We start from the raw sequence: 19,076 nt of genomic DNA, 5'->3' as shown, positions 1-19,076 counted from the left end.
GTGCGTTCTTGACGGCATCTGGCCGGGACTCGACAGTAGGTATGCATCGCAAACCTATATGCCTGATGACAACCGGGAGAACCCATGGACCTGGCCGGCTTCACCACTCTCCACGTCGACATCCGGGACGGGATCGCACACGTCGTGCTGGACAACCCGCCCGTGAACGCGCTGGGCGCGACCATGATCCGTGAGCTGCACGAACTGCTCGGGGCCCTCGGTGGCGACCCCTCGGTGCGGGTGATCGTGTTCTCCAGCGCGAACGAGGAGTTCTTCCTCGCCCATGTCGACCTGCACATCTTGGAGGAGATGGACCAACTGCGGGCCATCGCCGCGAGCAACCCCGAGGTGAACGTGTTCCAGGCGACGGGTGAACTGCTGCGACACCAGCCGCAGATCACGATCGTCAAGCTCGCGGGCGTCGCACGCGCCGGCGGTGCGGAATTCGTCGCCGCGGCGGACATGGCCTTCGCGGCGAAGGGGACCGCCCGGATCGGTCAGCCCGAATCTCTGATGGGCATCCTTCCCGGGGGCGGCGGCACCCAGTACCTGCGTGAACGGGTCGGCCGGAACCGCACCCTCGAACTCCTCCTCGGCGCCGAGCTCCTGGACGCCGACAGGGCCGCCGCGTACGGCTGGATCAACCGTGCCGTACCCGCCGCGGACCTGGACGCGTTCGTCGAGACACTCGCCGCGAACATCGCGGCCCTCGGCCCGGAGATCGTCGCCCGGGCGAAGCGGGTCGTGCCCCCGTCGGACATCGTGGCTGGACTCCGGGAGGAGAACGACGCGTGGTCGGCGCTCGTGGAAACGGAGACGACCGCGAAGCTCATGTCCGGAGCGGTCGAACGTGGCATCCAGACCCCGGAGGTCGAACGCGACCTCGAAGGTCTGATGCGCGCCGTCGCCGCCGGGTGAGTCGGCCGTTCGCGAGGGGGCTCCGGGGGCTACTCGGTCATACGGACCCGGGTCCTGTCGCGATCCCGCACGAGGGACCAGAACGTCTCGGCGATCAGGGACGGCTCGATGGCGGTCGGGCTCGCCGTCGGTGTGCCCTTGACCGATCCGGCGATCGTCACTTCGCCGACGTGGACACCGGAGTCGCGCAGGCGCTCGGCGAGTACTCCGACGAGCTTGGACTTCGCGGCGTTCTCGAGGGCCACACCGTCGATGCCGAGCAGCTTGGTGAAGGCGTCGCTCTCCGAAGAGTGCTCACCCACCGAGCCGTTGGCGACGAGGACCGCTGCGCCCGGGCTCGACCGGAGGTCGTCGAGCACTTCCTGCACACAGGTGAGCAGGCCGATGATCCCGACGTCGAACACCCGGGCGACGTCCTCGGGGCGGGTCGCGAGGACATCCGTCACCCCGCCGCTCCTGAAGGCGGTCCAGAGAACCGCGGAGACGGTCCCGAGATCCTTCCGGACGCGTGAGACCGTCTGCCGGATCATCTCCGGATCCCTGGCGTCCGACCGGTAGGCCACGGCGTCGATGCCGTCGGCCTTCAGACGGGCCACGCCCTCGTCGAGCCTCTCGGCGTTCCTCGCGACCAGCGCGAGGGAGTAACCCTCGCGCCCGAACCGTTCCGCCGTCGCGTGCGAAATTCCTGGACCGTAACCGAAAACAATCAACACGCCCATGTGTGAGGCCTTTCAATCCGTTGGTGTCGGACGGGTAACCCAATCGGAGGGTCCTCCGATTGAGGCGTGACTCTATCCAAACGGAGTACACTCCGCAACGTGTCGCCCAACGAGTCGGACCCCCCGCGCGCCCGGGTCGCAGAGGCCCGCCGCAATCGGCGCAAGCTGATCGCCGTCGCCACGCGCGCCTTCGCGTCCGGCGAACGGCGGGTCCCGCTCGACGCGATCGCCAGGGAGGCGGGCGTCGGGATCGGCACGCTCTACCGCCACTTCCCCACCAGGGAGGCTCTGGTCGAGGCCGTCTACCGCGACCGGACCGAACGTCTGCGGACCGGCGCCGAAGAGCTTCTCGCCGCCCATCCGCCGGCCCGCGCGCTGCGTCTGTGGATGGACCTGTTCGCCGAATGGGCCGTGACGAAGCACGGCATGATCGAGACACTGCGAGCGGTCGTCGCGTCCGGCAAGCTCGAGTACGGCCGGATGCGCGAGGAACTGGTCGAGGTCGTACGCATGCTCCTCGACGCCGGGGTGGCCGCGGGCGACATCCGTGCCGACGCCGACGCCTCCGACGTGGGCGCCACCCTCGCCGGCATCCTGGCCGTCGCGGGCGCCCCCGAGCAGCGCGACCAGGCGGCGCGCATGCTCGATCTGCTGAGGGATGGTCTGCGGCCTTCCGCCGCGTCCGACTGACGGTGGCCTGATACGCCACCTCTTGTCCGTATTCCGTGTCCGTACGCCGCGTCCGTGCGGTGGCGTGACGGCAGGTCGTATCTGGCGGATTTGCGTGGTGAGAGGGCCGCGTCACATGGATCGGCCTTGCGTATGCTGCACCACGGAGCGCGAAGTTAGGTTAGCCTCGCCTAGGTTCTGGTGGGTGAGCCGTAGTGGCGTGATCGCGGCACCGGAGCCGACCGAGCCGTCGCTGTCCATCCACTCAGGAGTCATCCCATGAACCAGACCTTGTCGGCCGAACGTGTCCTGGCCGACGTCGCGGAACTGATCGGCTGCGACCCCGCAGAGATCGCGCCCGACGACAATCTGGCCGACCACGGCCTGGACTCGGTGCGGACCATGGTCCTGGTCGAGCGCTGGCGTGCCGCGGGTGCGGAGGCGCTGGAGTACGCCGACCTGGCGGAGCAGCCCGAACTGGCCCACTGGACCGAGCTGCTGACGGGTGAGGCCGCATGAGCCGGGTCGACCACCGCAGCCGCCATCTGGACCGGATCGCGGAGGTCCGGGCGGGCCTCCGGGCCGAGAAGGTGGGCTACCCGATCGGTATCCGGGAGACCCGGGTCGTCCGTACCGCCATGGTCGGGACCGGTCTGCTGCGGGTCACTCTGGGCGGCCCCGGCACCGAGGGGTTCGAGGCCCACGCGCCGGACGAGCACGTGAAGCTGATCCTGCCCGATCCGGACGGAACGCTGCGGCTGCCCGAGCCCGACGGGGCCATGCTGCGCTGGCCGCGCCCGGCGCCCGTCTCGCGGCAGTACACGGTGCGCCGCTACGACCCGGCCACCGGTGAGATCGACATCGACGTCGCCCTGCACGAGGGCGGACTCGTGTCGGAGTGGGCCTCGGCGGCCCGGCCGGGCGCCGTCATGCATCTCGCGGGACCACCCGGCGGGCTGATCGTCCCGCACTCCTACGACCGCTATCTGCTCGTCGGCGACCTCACGGCGCTGCCGGCGATCGCGCGCCGGCTGGAGGAGCTGCCCAGGAGCGCGCGGGGCTGGGCGTTCGTCGAAGTCGTCGACGCCGCACAGGAGATCGAGCTGGCCGCGCCGGAGGGGGTCGAGGTGCGCTGGCTGCACCGCGGCGACCGGCCGGTGGGTGCGGACGACGCGCTCGTGCGGGCCGTGACCGGCGTGACGGTCCCCGAGGGTGAACGGCTCTACGTGTGGGTCGCGGGTGAGGCGGGGCAGATCAAGCCGCTGCGCCGCTGGGTCCGTGACGAACTGCGACTGGAGAAGGCCGATCACGACATCACCGGTTACTGGAAGCGCGGCGTCGCCGACTTCGACGAGGACGACCACTGACCGACCGGTTGTCCGGGATGCGGACCTGTGCCGCCCCGAGGTGTCCCGGCCGGAAGATTTCAACTAAGGTAAGCCTTACCTAAATTTCAAGGAGCAGGAATGTCCATACGCAGAACCTCCGGTCTCGTCGGCGCCGTGTCGCTGGCCTTGGTCCTGACCGGATGCGGGTCCTCGTCGGACGACGGGGGCGGTTCGGACACCGCGGGCAAGGACAAGACCCGGGTGTTCGCCGCGGACAACGGCAAGATCACCATCCCGTCCGACCCGAAGCGTGTGGTGGCCACCGGCTACGCCGTGCCTGCCCTCATCGAGGCCGACGCGCCCCTCGTCGGGATCTCGTCGTGGAAGCGCGGCGAGCCGATGATGAGCAAGGAGGACCTCGCCGAGTACAAGAAGCTCACCAAGGTGGCCGGTGAGCAGGCGGCCGAGACCAACTACGAGGCCATCGCCGAGGCAGAGCCCGATCTGATCGTCATCGGTGTGCCCGCTCCCGTGCTCGGGGACATCGACGTCAAGCGGCTGGAGTCCATCGCCCCCGTCGTGGCGATCGGCCCGACCGTGCCGTCCGCCTGGCGCGGCCTCTCCCGCAAGCAGGCCGATGCCGCGGGGGCCCTGGAGAAGTTCGACGCCGCGCAGAAGACGTACGAGACCAAGGCCGCCGAGCTGGCGAAGAAGTACAAGGACGTGCTCCCCGGGCTCAAGCTGGGACACGTCGGCGCCTACGGCGAGGTCTCCAAGGGCACCTTCCAGCGTGAGTTCGGCGGCTCCTGGGGCACCAACATCGCCGAGGACCTGGGTGCGAAGTACTACGGCAAGGTGAAGGAGGCCGGCGAGGGCTCGCGCGCGGTCAGCGAGTACCCGTCCGTCGAGGACCTCCCGGACGCCTTCGGTGAGGCCGACGCCCTGACGTACTCCGTCCAGGCCGACGGCAGCGTCTCCGAGGCGGTGCAGTACGTCCTCGACTCCAAGCTGTGGAAGAACCTGCCCGCCGTCAAGGCCGGGAAGACCTTCCCGCTCCGTTACACCGAGGCCGCCACCTACGGGGAGGCCATGAACACCCTGGACGCGATCGACAAGTCGTTCGCTCCTCTGCTGGACCGGTGACCGTCGCGGGTCGCGCGTCCGGTCCGGCGGGGGTCAAGCGGACCGCCGGACCGCAGATCGGCCTGCTCGTCGGGGGACTGGTGCTGTTGGCGGTGGTCGCCGTGCTCAGCATGGGCGTCGGCGCCCACCCGGTCCCCCCGACCGAGGTCGTGCGCGCGTTGCTGGACTACCAGGGCACCGACGCCCACGTGATCGTGCGTGACGTCCGGCTGCCCCGCTCCCTGCTGGCCGTCGCGGTGGGCGCCGCTCTCGCGGTGGCCGGCGCGCTGATCCAGACACTGGCCCGCAATCCGCTGGCCGAGCCCGGCATCCTCGGGGTCACCGCGGGCGCCGGGTTCGCCATCACCGTCGGCTCGGCGCTCGGACTGGCCGCCGGACAGGCGGGCCAACTCGGCTTCGCCGTCATCGGATCCGTGCTCGCGGCACTGCTGGTGGCCGCCGTCGGGCGCCGCTCGCCGCTGCGCCTCGTGCTCACCGGCGTGGCCATGACCGCGGTGCTGAACGGTGTCGCGCTGGGCCTGCGGCTGATGCTGCCCGATGTCTTCGACATGTACAGGTTCTGGTCGGTCGGGTCGCTGGCGGCCCGGGAACAGGCGTCACTGGGGCTGCCGTTGACCGCCATCGTGGTCTGTCTGCTCGGTGCGCTCCTGCTGAGCAGGGCGCTCAACGCCCTGGCGCTTGGCGAGAGCGTGGCGCACACCCTGGGCGCCGGGGTCGGCCGGGTGCGTGCCGTCGCGCTGGTGCTGATCACCGTGCTCTGCGCCGCCGCGACGGCGGTGGCCGGGCCGATCCTCTTCGTCGGCCTGATCGTGCCGCACCTGGTGCGCAAGCCGGCGGCGGGCTCGGTGCCCTGGCTGATCCTCTACACGATGGTGCTGGGGCCTGTGCTGCTGCTGATCGCCGACATCGGGTCCCGGGTGCTGCTGCCGACCGGCGAGGTGCCGGTGGGCATCGTGACCGCGTTCCTCGGCGGCCCCATGCTGATCTGGGCCGTCCGGCGTTACGGGGCGGGGTCGCTGTGAAGACACTCGGACTGAGAATCGAACGCCGTACCGCCGTGCTGGTCACGGTCATGGTCGCCCTGATGCTCGGCCTCGGACTGCTCGGGCTGTGCTACGGCGCCTCCTGGGCGTCCCCTGCCAAGGTGTTCGCCGCACTGACCGGCACGGAACGCTCCGTGGTGATCTCGGACTGGCGGCTGCCGCGTGTGCTGGCCGGGCTCGTCTTCGGCGCCGCACTCGGCGTCGCGGGAGCGCTCTTCCAGAACCTCACCCGCAACCCGATGGGCAGCCCGGACGTCATCGGCCTCGACGCCGGCGCCTACACCGGTGCCCTGGTCGCCATCACCGTGCTGTCCGGCACGTCCGTGCAACTGGCCGCGGGCTCCGTGCTCGGCGGACTGATCGTCGCGGCGGCGATCTACCTGCTGGCGTACGGACGGGGCTTCTCCGGACTGCGTCTTGTGGTGATCGGCATCGCGGTCAACGCGATGGTGACGGCCATCAACTCCTGGATCGTGCTACGTGCCGAACTGGAGGTGGCGATCGCCGCCGTCGGCTGGAGCGCGGGATCGCTCAACGGTGTGGGCTGGGACGACGTGGGGATCCCGTTCGCGTTGATCGCCGTGCTGCTGGTCCTGATGACCACGCGGGCGCACGCCATGCACCAGGCGTCGCTCGGCGACGCGGTCGCGGCGACCACCGGGGTCGGACTCAACCGGCTCCGGCTGCTGATGGTGCTGGTCGGCGTCGGCTGCACGGCCACGGTGACCGCGGTGGCAGGACCCATCGCGTTCATCGCCCTGGCGGCCCCGCAGATCGGCCGCAGGCTCGCCGGCGCGGCCGGCGTGCCGCTGCTCCCCGCCGCGCTCACCGGCGCGGTCCTGCTCCAAGGCGCCGACCTGCTCGCCCAGATGCTGCTGGCGCCCGTCGCGCTGCCCGTGGGAGTGGTGAGTACCGCGATCGGCGGTTGCTATCTGATCTGGCTGCTGACCAAGGAGGTGAGGCGCGCGTGACCGCACGCCTGAGCGCGCGGGACATCACCCTGCGCTACGGAGACCGGGTCGTGTCCGCACGGCTGAGCCTCGATGTCCCCGACGGCGCGTTCACCGCCGTCGTTGGCCCCAACGCCTGCGGGAAATCGACCCTGCTGCGCGCGCTGGTGCGGCTGCTGCGCCCGGAGGAAGGGGGCGTGGAGCTCGACGGCCGCGAGGTCGGCGGGTACGCGCCCAAGGCGCTCGCCAAGCAACTGGGCTTCCTGCCGCAGGATCCACTCGCCCCCGACGACATCAAGGTCCGCCAGCTGGTGAGCCGGGGACGGTTCCCGCACCAGTCGCTGCTGGCGCTGTGGTCCGCCGAGGACGAGGAGGCCGTCACCGATGCGATGGCCGGAGCGGGAGTCGAGGACCTCGCCGACCGGCCGGTGCAGGAGCTGTCCGGCGGGCAGCGGCAGCGGGTGTGGATCGCCATGGTGCTCGCCCAGCGAACGCCCTACCTGCTGCTCGACGAACCCACGTCGTTCCTCGACATCACCCACCAGTACCAGCTGTTGAGCCTGCTGGCACGGCTGCGTGACGAGGGCCGCACCGTGATCGCCGTCCTGCACGACATCAACCAGGCGTGCCGGTTCGCCGATCACCTGGTCGCCATGAGGGACGGCAGGGTGGTCGCCGAGGGCGTTCCCGGAGACATCGTGGACGCCGCCCTGATGAAGGACGTCTTCGACCTGCCCAGCGTCATCGTCCCCGACCCCGTCACCGGCACACCGATGGTCGTGCCCACACTCCAAGGAGAGTAAGTTGAGCACCGCAAGCGTGCCCTCCGGCCGCCTCCCCCTGACCCACGCGCAGTTGGGCATCTGGAACGCACAGCGCCTGGAGCCGGACTCGCCGTACTACGTGGTCGGCGACGTGGTCGAGATATCCGGCAGCGAGCCGGTCGACGTCCAGGCGCTGGTCGAGGCGGTCAGGGCGACCACCGAGGAGGCCGAGACGCTGCGGTTGCGTGTGTACGACACCCCCGAGGGGCCGCGCCAGGCGGTGAGCGAGGATCCGGTCGAACCGCCCGAGGTGCTCGACGTCAGAGATGCGGCCGATCCCGTGGCCGCCGCCCAGGCGCTGGTCGACGCCGAGCGGGCGCGGACGGCCGATGAGTGCCGGGGGATGGTGGACCGGCCGCTCTGCTCACGTACCGTCATCCGGCTCTCGGACAACGAGGTCTGGTACACCCAGCTCGGCCACCACCTGGTGTTCGACGGCTACTCCGCCGCGATGCTCGCCCGCCGCACCGGCGCCCGCTACACCGCCCTCGTGCGGGGCACCCGGCCGGCGAAGTCGAAGTTCGGGAGCTTCGCCGACCTCGTCGCCGCCGACCAGGCCTACCGGGAGAGCGACCGGTTCGCCGATGACCGGGCCTACTGGGTCGAGCGGTTCACCCCGCTGCCCGAGCTCGGCTCCCTCGACGACCCCGGCACCGCCGGTGCGCCCGACCGCACCCTGACCGCCCGCGCCGTCCTCACCCCCGAGGAGACGGCACGGCTGCGCGCGTTCGCCGACGCCGAGGGCGTCACCTGGGGCGAGGTGCTGATCGCCGGGTACGCCGCCTTCCTGCACCGCATGCTGGCCCGCACCGACGTGGTGTTCGCGCTGCCGCTGATGTGCCGGGCGAGCTCCGTCGAACTGCGTACGCCCGCGATGGCGGTCAACGTGCTGCCGCTGCGGGTCACCGTGCGCGGCGGCGACCGGCTCGGCGAGCTGAGCACGCGGGTGGCGTCCGCCATGCGCGAGATGCGCGAGCACCAGCGGTACAGGGGCGAGGACCTGCCGCAGGACCTCGGCGCGCCCGGCGCCGGCGCTCTGCTGCACGGACGCGGCATCAACCTCAAGGCGTTCGACCTGGCGATCGACTTCGCCGGGTCGGGCGGTGTGATGCGCAACGTCGCCGGCGGCCCGCCCGAGGACATGGGCCTGAGCGTCCTGCCCACCCGTGACGGCGGACTGCTGCTCGGCTTCGAGGTCGACGCGCGGACCAACGACCAGGCGGCCGTCGACAGCCTGCTGTCCGGGCTGCGGACGTTGCTGGCCGCACTCGTCGACGGCACACCCGTCGGGCGGATCGCCATGACCGGCGACGTGGACCGGCTGATGGAGTCCTGGTGCCCGCCCGCGCTGCCCGGCACCCCGGTGGACGTGCCCACCGCCTTCGACACGATGGTCGCCGCAGGACCCGGACGTACGGCCCTGGTGTGCGGCGAGGTCCGGCTGTCCGCGGGCGAACTCGCCGACCGGGTACACCGGCTGGCCCGCGCGCTCCGTGCCCGGGGGATCGGCGCCGACGACGTCGTGGCGCTCGCGCTGCCCCGCTCCGCCGACTCCGTCGTCGCCCTGCTGGCGGTGCTGGACGCGGGCGCCGCGTTCCTGCCACTGGACGCCGCATACCCGCCCGAGCGGCTCCACGAGCTGATCGAGGACACCCGCCCCGCACTGGTGGTGACCTCAGGCGTGATGGACGGGCTGTCCTGGGACACCCTGCTCGGCGAGGCCGCCGGCCTGTCCGGAGCGCCCCTGACGGCCGGTGAACTGGCCGCGCCCCGGCACCCCGAGCACCTCGCCTACGTCATCCACACCTCTGGCTCGACCGGACGCCCCAAGGGTGTCCTGGGCCGGGTCGGCGGTCTGGCCGCACTGCTGCACCACCAGCGCTCCACCGTCGTCGCGGAGGCCGAACAGGCCGCCGGCAGGCAGCTGCGCGCCGCCCACACCTACTCGTTCGCCTTCGACTCCGCCTTCGACCACCTGGTGTGGCTGCTGTGCGGACACGTACTGCACGTCTACGACGCCGAGACGATCCGCGACGCCGACGCCCTGCTCGCCGCCTACACCCGTGACGGCATCGACATCGTCGACACCACGCCGTCGATGGCCGCGCCGCTCATCGAGGGCGGTCTGCTGGACCTGCGGCCCACGCTGCTGGTACTCGGCGGGGAAGCCACCCCGCCCGCGCTGTGGCAGCGGGTCGCCGGATCGGGGACGGCCGCGCGCAACATCTACGGCCCGACCGAGGCGACCGTCGACAGCACCACCGCCCGGATCGAGGGTGACGCGCCGACGATCGGCCACCCGCTCGCAGGCACCCGGACCTACGTCCTGGACAGCGCGCTGCAGCCCGTCCCGCACGGCACCACGGGTGAGCTCTATCTCGCGGGACCGCACCTGGCACGCGGCTACCTCGGCAGGCCTGGAGCCACATCCGAGCGCTTCGTCGCCGACCCGTTCGGCGCACCGGGGGACCGGATGTACCGCACCGGCGACCTGGCCCGCTGGGTGCCGGACCGCGGCCTCGCCTACGGCGGCCGGGGCGACGGACAGATCAAGATCCGTGGACACCGGGTGGAGACCGGCGAGGTCGAAGCGGCACTCGCCGCCGTCCCCGGGGTCACCGCCGCAGCCGCCAGGGTGCTGTCGTCGCGGCTGATCGGATACATCGTGTCCGCCTCGGTCGACGGGGACGAGGCACGTGCGCACCTCGCGGAGCGGCTGCCCGACCACATGGTGCCCGCGGCCGTCGTGGTGCTGCCCGAACTGCCGGTCACGCCCAACGGCAAGCTCGACCGCGCCGCCCTGCCCGCGCCCGCCTCCGCCGGCGGAGGCCGGGCGGCGAGCACCGAGCCCGAGCGGCTGCTGTGCGCCGTACTCGCCGAGACCTTCGAGGTCGAACGCGTCGGTGTGGACGACGACTTCTTCGCACTCGGCGGCGACAGCATCACCGCGATCACCGTCAGCAGCAGGCTGCGGGCGGCGGGTCTCGGACTGCGTCCGCGCGACCTGCTGGCCCGCCGCAGCTTCGCCGCCCTGGCCGCATCCGCCGAACTGCTGGTGGACGTGGCCGAGCCGGTGGACGAGCCGACAGGACCCGTGCCCGCGCCACCGATCGTACGTGGACTGCTCGACCCCCACCCCGATGTGGACGTCATCGCCGGATACGCCCAGTGGACCGCCCTGAGCGTCGACGCACTGGACCGGGACGCCCTGGTCAGGGGCGTACAGGCGGTGCTCGACCACCACGACGCCCTGCGGCTGCGCACGGCCGACGGCCTGGAGGTGCTGCCCCGGGGCACCGTACCGGCGGTCGTGGAGGAGGTGAGCGGAGAGGACGCCGACGCCCTGGCCCAGCGGCTGGCGGCGGACCTCGACCCCAGGACGGGCGACCTGCTGCGGGCCGCCCTGCTGCGCACCGGCGACGCCACCCCTGACCGGCTCGTCGTCGTCGTGCACCACCTCGCCATGGACGGGGTGTCCTGGCGCGTCCTGCTGCCCGACCTGCACATCGCCTCCACCGGAGGCGCCCTCGCCCCCGTCGGGGCCTCCTGGCGCAGGCACGCGCTGCTCCTCGCCGAGCAGGGCACGACCGGCGCGCGGCGGGGCGAACTCGACCACTGGCGCACCGCGCTGGCCGCCGCGTCCCGGCTGGGAGCCCGGCCGCTGGACCCGGCGCGCGACACGGTGTCGACCGCCCACCGCTCGGTCACCGTCGCCTCGCCCGAGGTCACCGAGGCGCTGCTGACCATCCTGCCCGGCGCGTACCGCGCCGGCGTCGACGAGGTGCTGCTGGCCGCGCTCGTGCTCGCCCTGCGCACCTGGGGCCTGCCGGGCGACGACGTGACCGTCTCGATGGAGGGCCACGGCCGCGAACACCTCGACCTGTCCCGCACGGTCGGCTGGTTCACCAGCGAGTACCCGGTCCGCGTCCCCGCGTCCGACGACGTGGGGCGTGCGCTGCGCGCCGCCAAGGAAGCCCGGCGCGCCGTGCCCGACGCCGGCATCGGATACGGCGTACTGCGCCACCTCGACCCGGAGACGGGCGCCGAACTCTCGGCCACCCCGCCCCCGGACGTGCTGCTGAACTACCTGGGCAGGTTCGCCCCGTTGTCCGACACCGGATGGCGGCTGCCCGAGCGCGACGCCTTCTCGGTGACCGAGCCCGGCGCCAAGGCCCTGGAGCAGATCCTGGCCCTCAACTGCTTCGTCCACGAGGAAGGCGCGCCCCGGCTCGCCGTCGAGTGGACCGCCGCGACCGAGGTGCTCGGCGCCGACGTCGTCGAGGCCCTCCAGAGCGCCTGGGCATCGGCCCTGGATGCCCTGGCCGAGCACGCGCTGCACACCCGGGGCGGGCTCACCCCGTCCGACCTCCCGCTGGTCGACCTCGACCAGGCCGCCATCGACACCCTCGAACGCACCGGCCGCATCGCAGACGTGTTGCCCGCCACCCCGCTCCAGGTCGGTCTTTCCTTCCACACCCTGCTCCGCGACGACGACGAGACCGATGTCTACGTCGTCCAGGCCGTGACCACCCTGGTCGGCGAGCTGATCCCGGAGCGGATGGCCGAGGCCGCGCGCGAACTGCTGCGCCGGCACCCCGCCCTGCGGGTGTATCTGGGCACGGCGGGCGACGACGTGGTGCAGGTGATTCCCTCCGACATCGCCCTGGACTGGCGGGAGGACGACCGGTTCACGGAGGCCGCGCGTGCCGACCTGGAGCGCCCGTTCGACCCGAGCCGGCCGCCGCTGATCCGCTTCCTGCTCTCCCGTGTGGGACCCGCCGAGCACAAGCTGGTGATCACCAACCACCACTCCCTGCTCGACGGCTGGTCCATGCCACTGGTCGGCCGGAGCCTGCTCGCCATCTACGCCGAGCTCGGCGGCGGGCCCGCCGCCCCCGCGAGCCGGCCGCTCTCGGAGTACTTCCGGTGGCTTGCGGGCCGGGACCGTGAGGCGTCGCTCGGCGCATGGCGCGACGCCCTGGCCGGCGTCGACGACGCGACGAGGCTGGCACCCGCGAGCACCGGGAGCGGCATCGAGCGCCCCGGCCGCGAAACCGTCGGTCTCGGCCGCGAGTTCAGCGACCGGCTGCGCGCCTTCGCCCGCGAGGAGGGCGTCACCCTGACCACGGTGCTCCAGACCGCGTGGGGACTCCTGCTGGGCCGGCTCACCGGGCGACAGGACGTCGTGTTCGGCTGCCCGGTCTCCGGGCGTCCCGCCGAGGTCGACGGAGTGGAGTCGATGATCGGCCAGCTCGGCACCACGATCCCGGTACGCGTCCGGCACAGCCGGAACATGACGGCGCGTGACCTGATGGCCCAGGTGCACGCCGAGAGCGTCGCGCTGGGCGAGCACCACCACGTCGGGCTGCCCGAGATCCAGCGGGCCACGGGAATCGGTGAACTCTTCGACACGATGCTCGTGATGGAGAACTTCCCGCTGTCCAGCCGGAAGCGAACCCCGCTCGCACCCGGGCTCGACCTGGCGGGCGTGGACATCACCGACGCCACCCACTACGCCCTGACCGTCATCGTGATCCCCGACGACGAGATCACGATCGGCCTCGGCTACCAGCCGCGCGCCTTCGACGCGTCGGCCGTACGCGACTACGGCCGCTGGCTGCACAACCTCCTGCGGGAGATCGTCGACGACCCGGCACGGCCGGCGATCCGGCTGCCCGCGCTCGACGCCGACGAGCGGCAGCGGATGCTGCGCACCGGCACCGAGACCGTCGCCGCCAGGACACGCGGTCACTGGCTGGACGAGTTCGCCGCCTGGGTGCACCGCAAGCCCGACGCCGAGGCGCTGGTCTGCCGCGACCGTAGCCTGAGCTACGCCGAACTGGACGCCGAGGCCAACCGGCTCGCCCATGCGCTGATCGCGCGCGGAGTACGACCGCAGGACCCCGTCGCGGTGCTGCTCGGACGTGACGTCGAGATGACCGTGGCGCTGTTCGGCGTGATCAAGGCCGGCGCCGTGTACGTACCGATGGACGCGAGCTACCCGCGCGAGCGGCTCGCCTACATGTTCGACGACATCGACCCGGCCGCCGTCGTGACGACGGGCGCCGAACTGCCCGTCGCACGCGAGATCCCGGTGCTGCGCCTCGACGACCCGGCCACCCTCGCGTCGGCGCCGGAGACCGACCCCGCCGAGGCGCGTGCCGCGCTCACCGACGACGCGCTCGCCTACGTCATCTACACCTCGGGAACCACCGGGCGGCCCAAGGGCGTCGGCGTGACCCACCGGGGCGTACCCGACCTGATCGCGCTCCAGGAAGAGGTCGTCGGCGTCACCGAGCGCGACCGCTACCTGCACTTCGCGTCGACCAGCTTCGACGTCGCGTTCTGGCAGACCATGGTGCCCCTGCTCTCCGGCGGCACCTCCGTGATCGCGCCCGAGGAGGTGCGCGTACCCGGCGACGAACTCCTCGACTACATCGTGGAGCACCGGGTGACCGGAGTGAACCTGCTCCCCTCGTTCCTCGCCGCGATGCCCGACGACCGCACCGTCGACCCCGACGTGTTCTTCGTCGTGGGCGCCGAGCGCCTCGACCCCGAACTGGCACGGCGCTGGGGCCAGGGCCGCAGCGCCATGTTCAACGCCTACGGGCCGACCGAGGTCACCATCAACTCCACGCTGTGGCGGTACGACCCGGACGACACCGGGCCGCTGCCCATCGGGCGGCCCGACCCCGACGTCCGCGCCTACGTACTCGACGACGGCCTCCAGCCGGTCGGCGTCGGTGTGACGGGCGAGCTGTACCTCGGCGGGCCGAGCCTGGCCCGCGGCTACCTCGGCCGCCCCGGCCTGACCGCGTCGACGTTCGTGGCCTCCCCCTACGGCCCGCCCGGGGAGCGGATCTACCGCACCGGTGACCTGGTGCGGTGGCGGCCCGACGGACAACTGGTGTTCATCGGCCGCGCCGACCACCAGATCAAGATCAGGGGCTTCCGCGTAGAACTGGGCGAGATCGAGTCCACGCTCACCGGCCATCCGGATGTCCGCGCCTGCGCCGTGATCATGCGGGAGGGCAGGCTCGTCGGCTACGTCATCCCCACCGACGACGCCGAACTCGACACCGCGCGACTGCGCGAGTACCTGGCCGGGGAACTGCCCGACCACATGGTGCCCACGGCGCTCGTGCCGCTCGGCCGGCTTCCGCTGAGCCCCAGCGGCAAGCTCGACACCTCGGCCCTGCCCGCCCCCGAGATCGCCGCCGCCGCACGGCGTGCACCCGCCACCGAGGCCGAGGCCCTGCTGCTCGCGGTGTTCCGCGACATCCTGGGCACCGACGACGTCGGCCTCGACGACGACTTCTTCGCCGTCGGCGGGGACAGCATCGTCGCCCTGCAAGTGGTCTCGCGCGCCCGGCGCCAAGGGCTCGGTCTCGCCGCCAAGGACGTGTTCGAAGGGGAGACCGTCGCCGGCATCGCGGCCCGCGCCAGGGGCCTCGACGCAGGTGAGGCGCCCGCCGTCGGGGACGCGCCGCTGACCCCGGTCATGCGGGACCTGCTGCGCCGCGCCGGGTCCGCCGCGGACGCGTTCTGCCAGTGGGTGGAGATCTGCGTCCCGCCCGGCGGCGACGAGTCCGGCTGGCGGGCCGTGCTCGACGCCGTGCTCGCCCGCCACGATGTGCTGCGGGCCCACCTGGCCGACGACGTCCTGCGCGTCCCGCCCGTCGGCGCGGTCACCGGAGCCGACGTACTGACCCGCGTGCCCGCGGGCGGCGACCTGCGGGCAGCGGCCGACTCCGGGACCGAGGCGGCCCGCGCGTCGATGGACCCGCGCACCGGCCCCCTGCTGCGTGCGGTGTGGGTGGACGCCGGCCCCGACCGGCCCGGCCGGCTGGTACTGATCGCCCATCACCTGGTCGTCGACGGTGTGTCCTGGCGCGTCCTGCTGGACGACGTGGAACACGCCCACTCCGGAGGCACCCTGGCCAGGCACGGAGAGTCGTTCCTCGGCTGGGCGCGTACGCTGCGCGCGGCCGACCGGCGCGACGAACTGCCGCACTGGCAGCGGATGAGTGCCGACCGGGCGCTCGCCCGCCGCCCGCTGGACCCCGCGGTGGACACCGTGGCCACGGCGACGCACCACGAGCTCCGGCTCGACACCGAGGCGACCCGCGCTCTGATCACGACGCTGCCCGCCGCCTACCGCACCACCCCGGACGCCGTGCTACTCACGGCGCTCGCCCAGGCCGTACGCGCCTGGCGCGGGACGCCGCAGCTCCTGGTCGCGCTGGAGAGCCACGGACGCCCGCGGCAGGTCGACCTGTCCCAGACCGTCGGCTGGTTCACCGCCGTCCACCCCGTACTGCTCGACGCGGACGACGACGTACAGGCGGTGAGGGAGCGGCTGCGCGCCCAGGGCGACGGACTCGGCCACGGCATTCTCACCACGGCCGGCCTGCTGGACCCCGTGCGACCCGAGATCGCCTGGAACTACCTCGGCCAGTACCCCGGAGCCCCGGCCGACGAGACGCCGTGGCAGGCGCCCCCGGACGCCGACCCCCTCGGCTCCGGCGGGTCCGACAGCATGCCCCTGCCGCACAGCCTGATGGTCAACGCCCTCGTGCGCGACGAGGCGCTCGGGGTCCGGATCACGTCACCCTCGGCCCTGTTCACGGCCGCCGAGATCGAGGAGCTGGCCGAGCATCTGCGGACCGCGCTCCTGCGCACCGCCGCCGCGCCGGAGATCAGCGCGCTCGGCCCCGACCGCCAGGTGGCCGCCGTACAGCCGCTCAGCCCGTTGCAGGAGGTGATGCTGCGGCACTCGCGCACCGAGCGGCCCGACCCGTACACCGCGCAGTCGACGTTCTCCCTCGCCGGCGCGCTCGACGTCGAAGCCCTGCGCGCCGCCGGCGACGCACTGCTGGCCCGTCACCCCAACATGGGCGCCGTCTTCCCCGCCACCCTGGCGGTGATCCCCACGGCACCCCGCCCGGACTTCCGGGTGACCGACAGGCCGGCCGGCGAGGTGCTCGCCGCCGACCTGGCCGAGCCCTTCGACCTCGCGGCGGGCCCGCTCGTCCGCCTCACCGTGATCCGGCGCGGCGCCGAGCGCGCCGACCTCGTGCTGACCACCCATCACGTCCTGTCCGACGGCTGGTCGGCGCCGCGCATCCTCACCGAACTGTTCGCCCTCTACACGGCGCGGCTCCGGGGCGTGGCCCCGGACCTGCCCGCCCCCGTACCGTTCGGCGACTACCTGACCTGGTGCGCCGAGCACGAACCCGACCTGTCCGCCTGGGCGGCCGAGCTGGACGGCCTGCCCGAGGGCGACCATCTCGGCGGCTTCGAGCCCGGACCGGCCTGGCAGGAACCCGAGGTCATCGACTTCGACCCGGCCCTGGTGGCCGGCCTCACCCGCACCGCGGCCCGGCGCGGTCTGACCCGCAACACCCTGGTGCAGGGCGCCTGGGCGGTGCTGCTCGCCCGGCGTTCCGGACGGACGGACGTCTGCTTCGGCGCCATGGTCGCGTCCAGGCCCCCGGAGCTGGACGGCGTCGAGGAGATCATCGGGCTGCTGGCCAACACCGTCCCCGTACGGGCACGGCTCGACGGCACCTTCGCCGAGACGCTCACCGCACTCCAGGCCAGGCAGCGGGCCCTGGTGGAGCACCAGCACGTCCCGCTGGCCGACCTGGAGCGGTTGACCGGCCGCAGCCGGCTCTTCGACAGCATGGTGGTGTTCGAGAACTACCCGGTCGATCCCGACCGGCTCCGCGAACCCGCCCCCGGGCTCAGGGTCGTCGGCACCCGCTTCCGTGAGGCCACGCACCACCCGGTGACCCTGACGGTCATGCCGGACGGCGAAGGCTGGACCGGCGTGCTCGCCCACCGGGCCGGGGTGGACACCGCCGGGCTCGCCGACGAACTGCTCGACCTGCTCAGGTCCCTGGACAAGCACCTGGACGCCCAGGCGCTCGACCTCCTGGAGGACCGATGAGCGGGGACGTCGCCCCTCCCGCCGAACGGGTGGACAGGCGGCTGCTTGGAGTCGCCTTCATCCTGGTGCTCGGCACCTTCATGGCGACGCTGGACGCCACCATCGTCAGCGTCGGCATCGACACCCTGACCGAGGAGTTCGGCGCCTCCGTCGCGGAGATCCAATGGGTCACCACCGCCTATCTGCTGGCGGTGGTGGCCGCGGTGCCGGCGTCCGGCTGGCTGGCCGACCGTTTCGGCGGGAAGCGGACCTGGCTCGCCGCCGTGGGCGTGTTCCTGCTCGGCTCCCTCCTGTGCGCGCTGGCCTGGTCGGCGACCAGCCTGATCATCTTCCGGGTGATCCAGGGCCTCGGTGGTGGGCTGCTGCCCGCCACCGGGCAGGCACTGCTGGCCCGTATCGCGGGACCTGAGCGCACCGGGCGGGTGATCAGTGTCGTCGCGGTCGTCCCGCTGCTCTCACCGGTGTTCGGCCCGCTGGTCGGCGGCTCCGTACTCGGCGTGGCGTCGTGGCCGTGGCTGTTCCTGATCAACCTGCCGATCGGTGTGATCGCCGCTCTGCTCGCCCGTCGCCACGTCCCCGCGGTGGCGCCGTCGACACGCCGGACGCCGTTCGACGCCCGGGGGGCCCTGCTGCTCTCGCCCGGCCTGGCCGTGCTGGTGTACGGACTCACCGAGGTCGCCAACGGCCGCCCCCTGCCCGCCGTGACGGGAGTGGTGGTGGGGCTCGCGATGCTGGCCGGCTTCACCGTGCACGGGCTGCGGACCCGCGGGACCCCGCTGGTCGACCCCCGGCTGTTCGCCCGGCCGCCCTTCGGCGCCGCCGCCCTCGCGCTGGTGGTGCTCGGCGCCTCGGTGTTCGGCACGACGTTCCTGCTGCCGCTCTACTTCCAGACCGGCCGCGGACTGTCGGCGTGGGAGGCAGGGCTGCTGCTGGCCCCGCAGGGGCTGGGCGCCGCCGCCGGATCGGTCCTGGTCAACCGAACCATCGACAAGGTGGCGCCACGGACGCTGGTGGTGACCGGCATCGTGCTGATCCTCGCGGGGACCGTCCCCTTCACCCAGCTCGGCCACGGCATCCCCGACGCCGTGATCGTCGTCGCGCTCGCGGTGCGCGGTCTCGGCATGGCGATGGTCGGCGCGCCCGTGATGAACATCGTCTACAGCCGCATCGAACCCGAGCACCTGCCCCGTGCGTCCGGAGCGCTCAACCTGCTCAACACCGTGGGCGGTTCGGTGGGCACCGCCGCCCTCGCTGTGGTTCTCCAGAGCCGGCTGTCCCACCGAGGCCAGGACATCCCCTCGGCGTTCGGCGACACCTTCTGGTGGGTGCTCGGCTTCTGTCTGCTGGCCGCCGCAGGGGCTACGAGGCTGCCGAGTACGCAGGTCAGGACACCATGAGGCCTTCTGCGAAAAAAGACTGACGAGACGTCAGCTAAGTGCCGACGGGGGGCGTGGGAGCAGTGGCCGAACTTTGAACTCGTAGATGACAAAGTATGGACTTCCCCGGCAGAAGTCCCCTAGCGTGGCGGCG

11 protein-coding genes are annotated in these 19,076 nt (G+C 72.3%); 10 read left to right on the top strand and 1 reads right to left on the bottom strand.

Going from position 1 to position 19,076, the window contains the following annotated elements; all coding sequences use genetic code 11:
- Nucleotides 1–84 precede the first annotated feature (84 nt).
- Entirely contained in the window at nucleotides 85–918 is an 834-nt protein-coding gene (locus tag AB0C75_RS29415) for an enoyl-CoA hydratase/isomerase family protein (protein ID WP_362894770.1), read from the top strand.
- 29 nt (nucleotides 919–947) lie between these two features.
- On the opposite strand, the gene AB0C75_RS29410 is transcribed toward AB0C75_RS29415, so the two are convergent.
- A complete protein-coding gene (locus tag AB0C75_RS29410; RefSeq protein WP_362894769.1) occupies nucleotides 948–1,637 on the bottom strand; it encodes an SDR family NAD(P)-dependent oxidoreductase in 690 nt (229 codons plus the stop codon).
- A 99-nt stretch (nucleotides 1,638–1,736) separates the two neighbouring features.
- Between AB0C75_RS29410 and AB0C75_RS29405 the strand changes: the two genes are divergently transcribed.
- The 9 genes from AB0C75_RS29405 to AB0C75_RS29365 all read left to right on the top strand — a co-directional run bounded on the left by AB0C75_RS29405 (nucleotide 1,737) and on the right by AB0C75_RS29365 (nucleotide 18,943).
- On the top strand, nucleotides 1,737–2,327 hold the full coding sequence (locus AB0C75_RS29405) for a TetR/AcrR family transcriptional regulator (protein WP_362894768.1): 591 nt from the start codon (nucleotides 1,737–1,739) through the stop codon (nucleotides 2,325–2,327).
- A gap of 258 nt (nucleotides 2,328–2,585) precedes the next feature.
- Nucleotides 2,586–2,825 (top strand): phosphopantetheine-binding protein, encoded by a 240-nt coding sequence (locus AB0C75_RS29400; protein WP_362894767.1) that lies wholly within the window; start codon nucleotides 2,586–2,588, stop codon nucleotides 2,823–2,825.
- Entirely contained in the window at nucleotides 2,822–3,673 is an 852-nt protein-coding gene (locus AB0C75_RS29395; protein WP_362894766.1) for a siderophore-interacting protein, read from the top strand. Before AB0C75_RS29400 ends, AB0C75_RS29395 begins: the two co-directional genes overlap by 4 nt.
- Nucleotides 3,674–3,772: 99 nt before the next feature.
- Nucleotides 3,773–4,777 carry an ABC transporter substrate-binding protein gene (locus tag AB0C75_RS29390; RefSeq protein WP_362894765.1) on the top strand — a complete coding sequence of 335 codons (1,005 nt, stop codon included), beginning with the start codon at nucleotides 3,773–3,775 and terminating at the stop codon, nucleotides 4,775–4,777.
- Entirely contained in the window at nucleotides 4,774–5,799 is a 1,026-nt protein-coding gene (locus AB0C75_RS29385) for an iron chelate uptake ABC transporter family permease subunit (RefSeq protein ID WP_362894764.1), read from the top strand. Before AB0C75_RS29390 ends, AB0C75_RS29385 begins: the two co-directional genes overlap by 4 nt.
- Nucleotides 5,800–5,849: 50 nt before the next feature.
- Nucleotides 5,850–6,791, top strand: coding sequence for an iron chelate uptake ABC transporter family permease subunit (locus AB0C75_RS29380; protein WP_362894836.1), 942 nt, complete (start codon nucleotides 5,850–5,852; stop codon nucleotides 6,789–6,791).
- Nucleotides 6,788–7,573 carry an ABC transporter ATP-binding protein gene (locus tag AB0C75_RS29375; RefSeq protein WP_362894763.1) on the top strand — a complete coding sequence of 262 codons (786 nt, stop codon included), beginning with the start codon at nucleotides 6,788–6,790 and terminating at the stop codon, nucleotides 7,571–7,573. Before AB0C75_RS29380 ends, AB0C75_RS29375 begins: the two co-directional genes overlap by 4 nt.
- Before the next feature lies 1 nt (nucleotide 7,574).
- Nucleotides 7,575–17,546 (top strand): amino acid adenylation domain-containing protein, encoded by a 9,972-nt coding sequence (locus AB0C75_RS29370; protein WP_362894762.1) that lies wholly within the window; start codon nucleotides 7,575–7,577, stop codon nucleotides 17,544–17,546.
- Nucleotides 17,543–18,943, top strand: coding sequence for an MDR family MFS transporter (locus tag AB0C75_RS29365; protein WP_362894761.1), 1,401 nt, complete (start codon nucleotides 17,543–17,545; stop codon nucleotides 18,941–18,943). The genes AB0C75_RS29370 and AB0C75_RS29365 overlap by 4 nt, the downstream gene beginning before the upstream one ends.
- Nucleotides 18,944–19,076: the final 133 nt, after the last annotated feature.

The sequence above is a fragment of the Streptomyces sp. NPDC048565 genome (assembly GCF_040650935.1).
Lineage (GTDB): Bacteria > Actinomycetota > Actinomycetes > Streptomycetales > Streptomycetaceae > Streptomyces.
The sequence above is the reverse complement of the archived record's forward strand: the minus strand, read 5'-3'. Positions and strand labels throughout refer to the sequence as shown.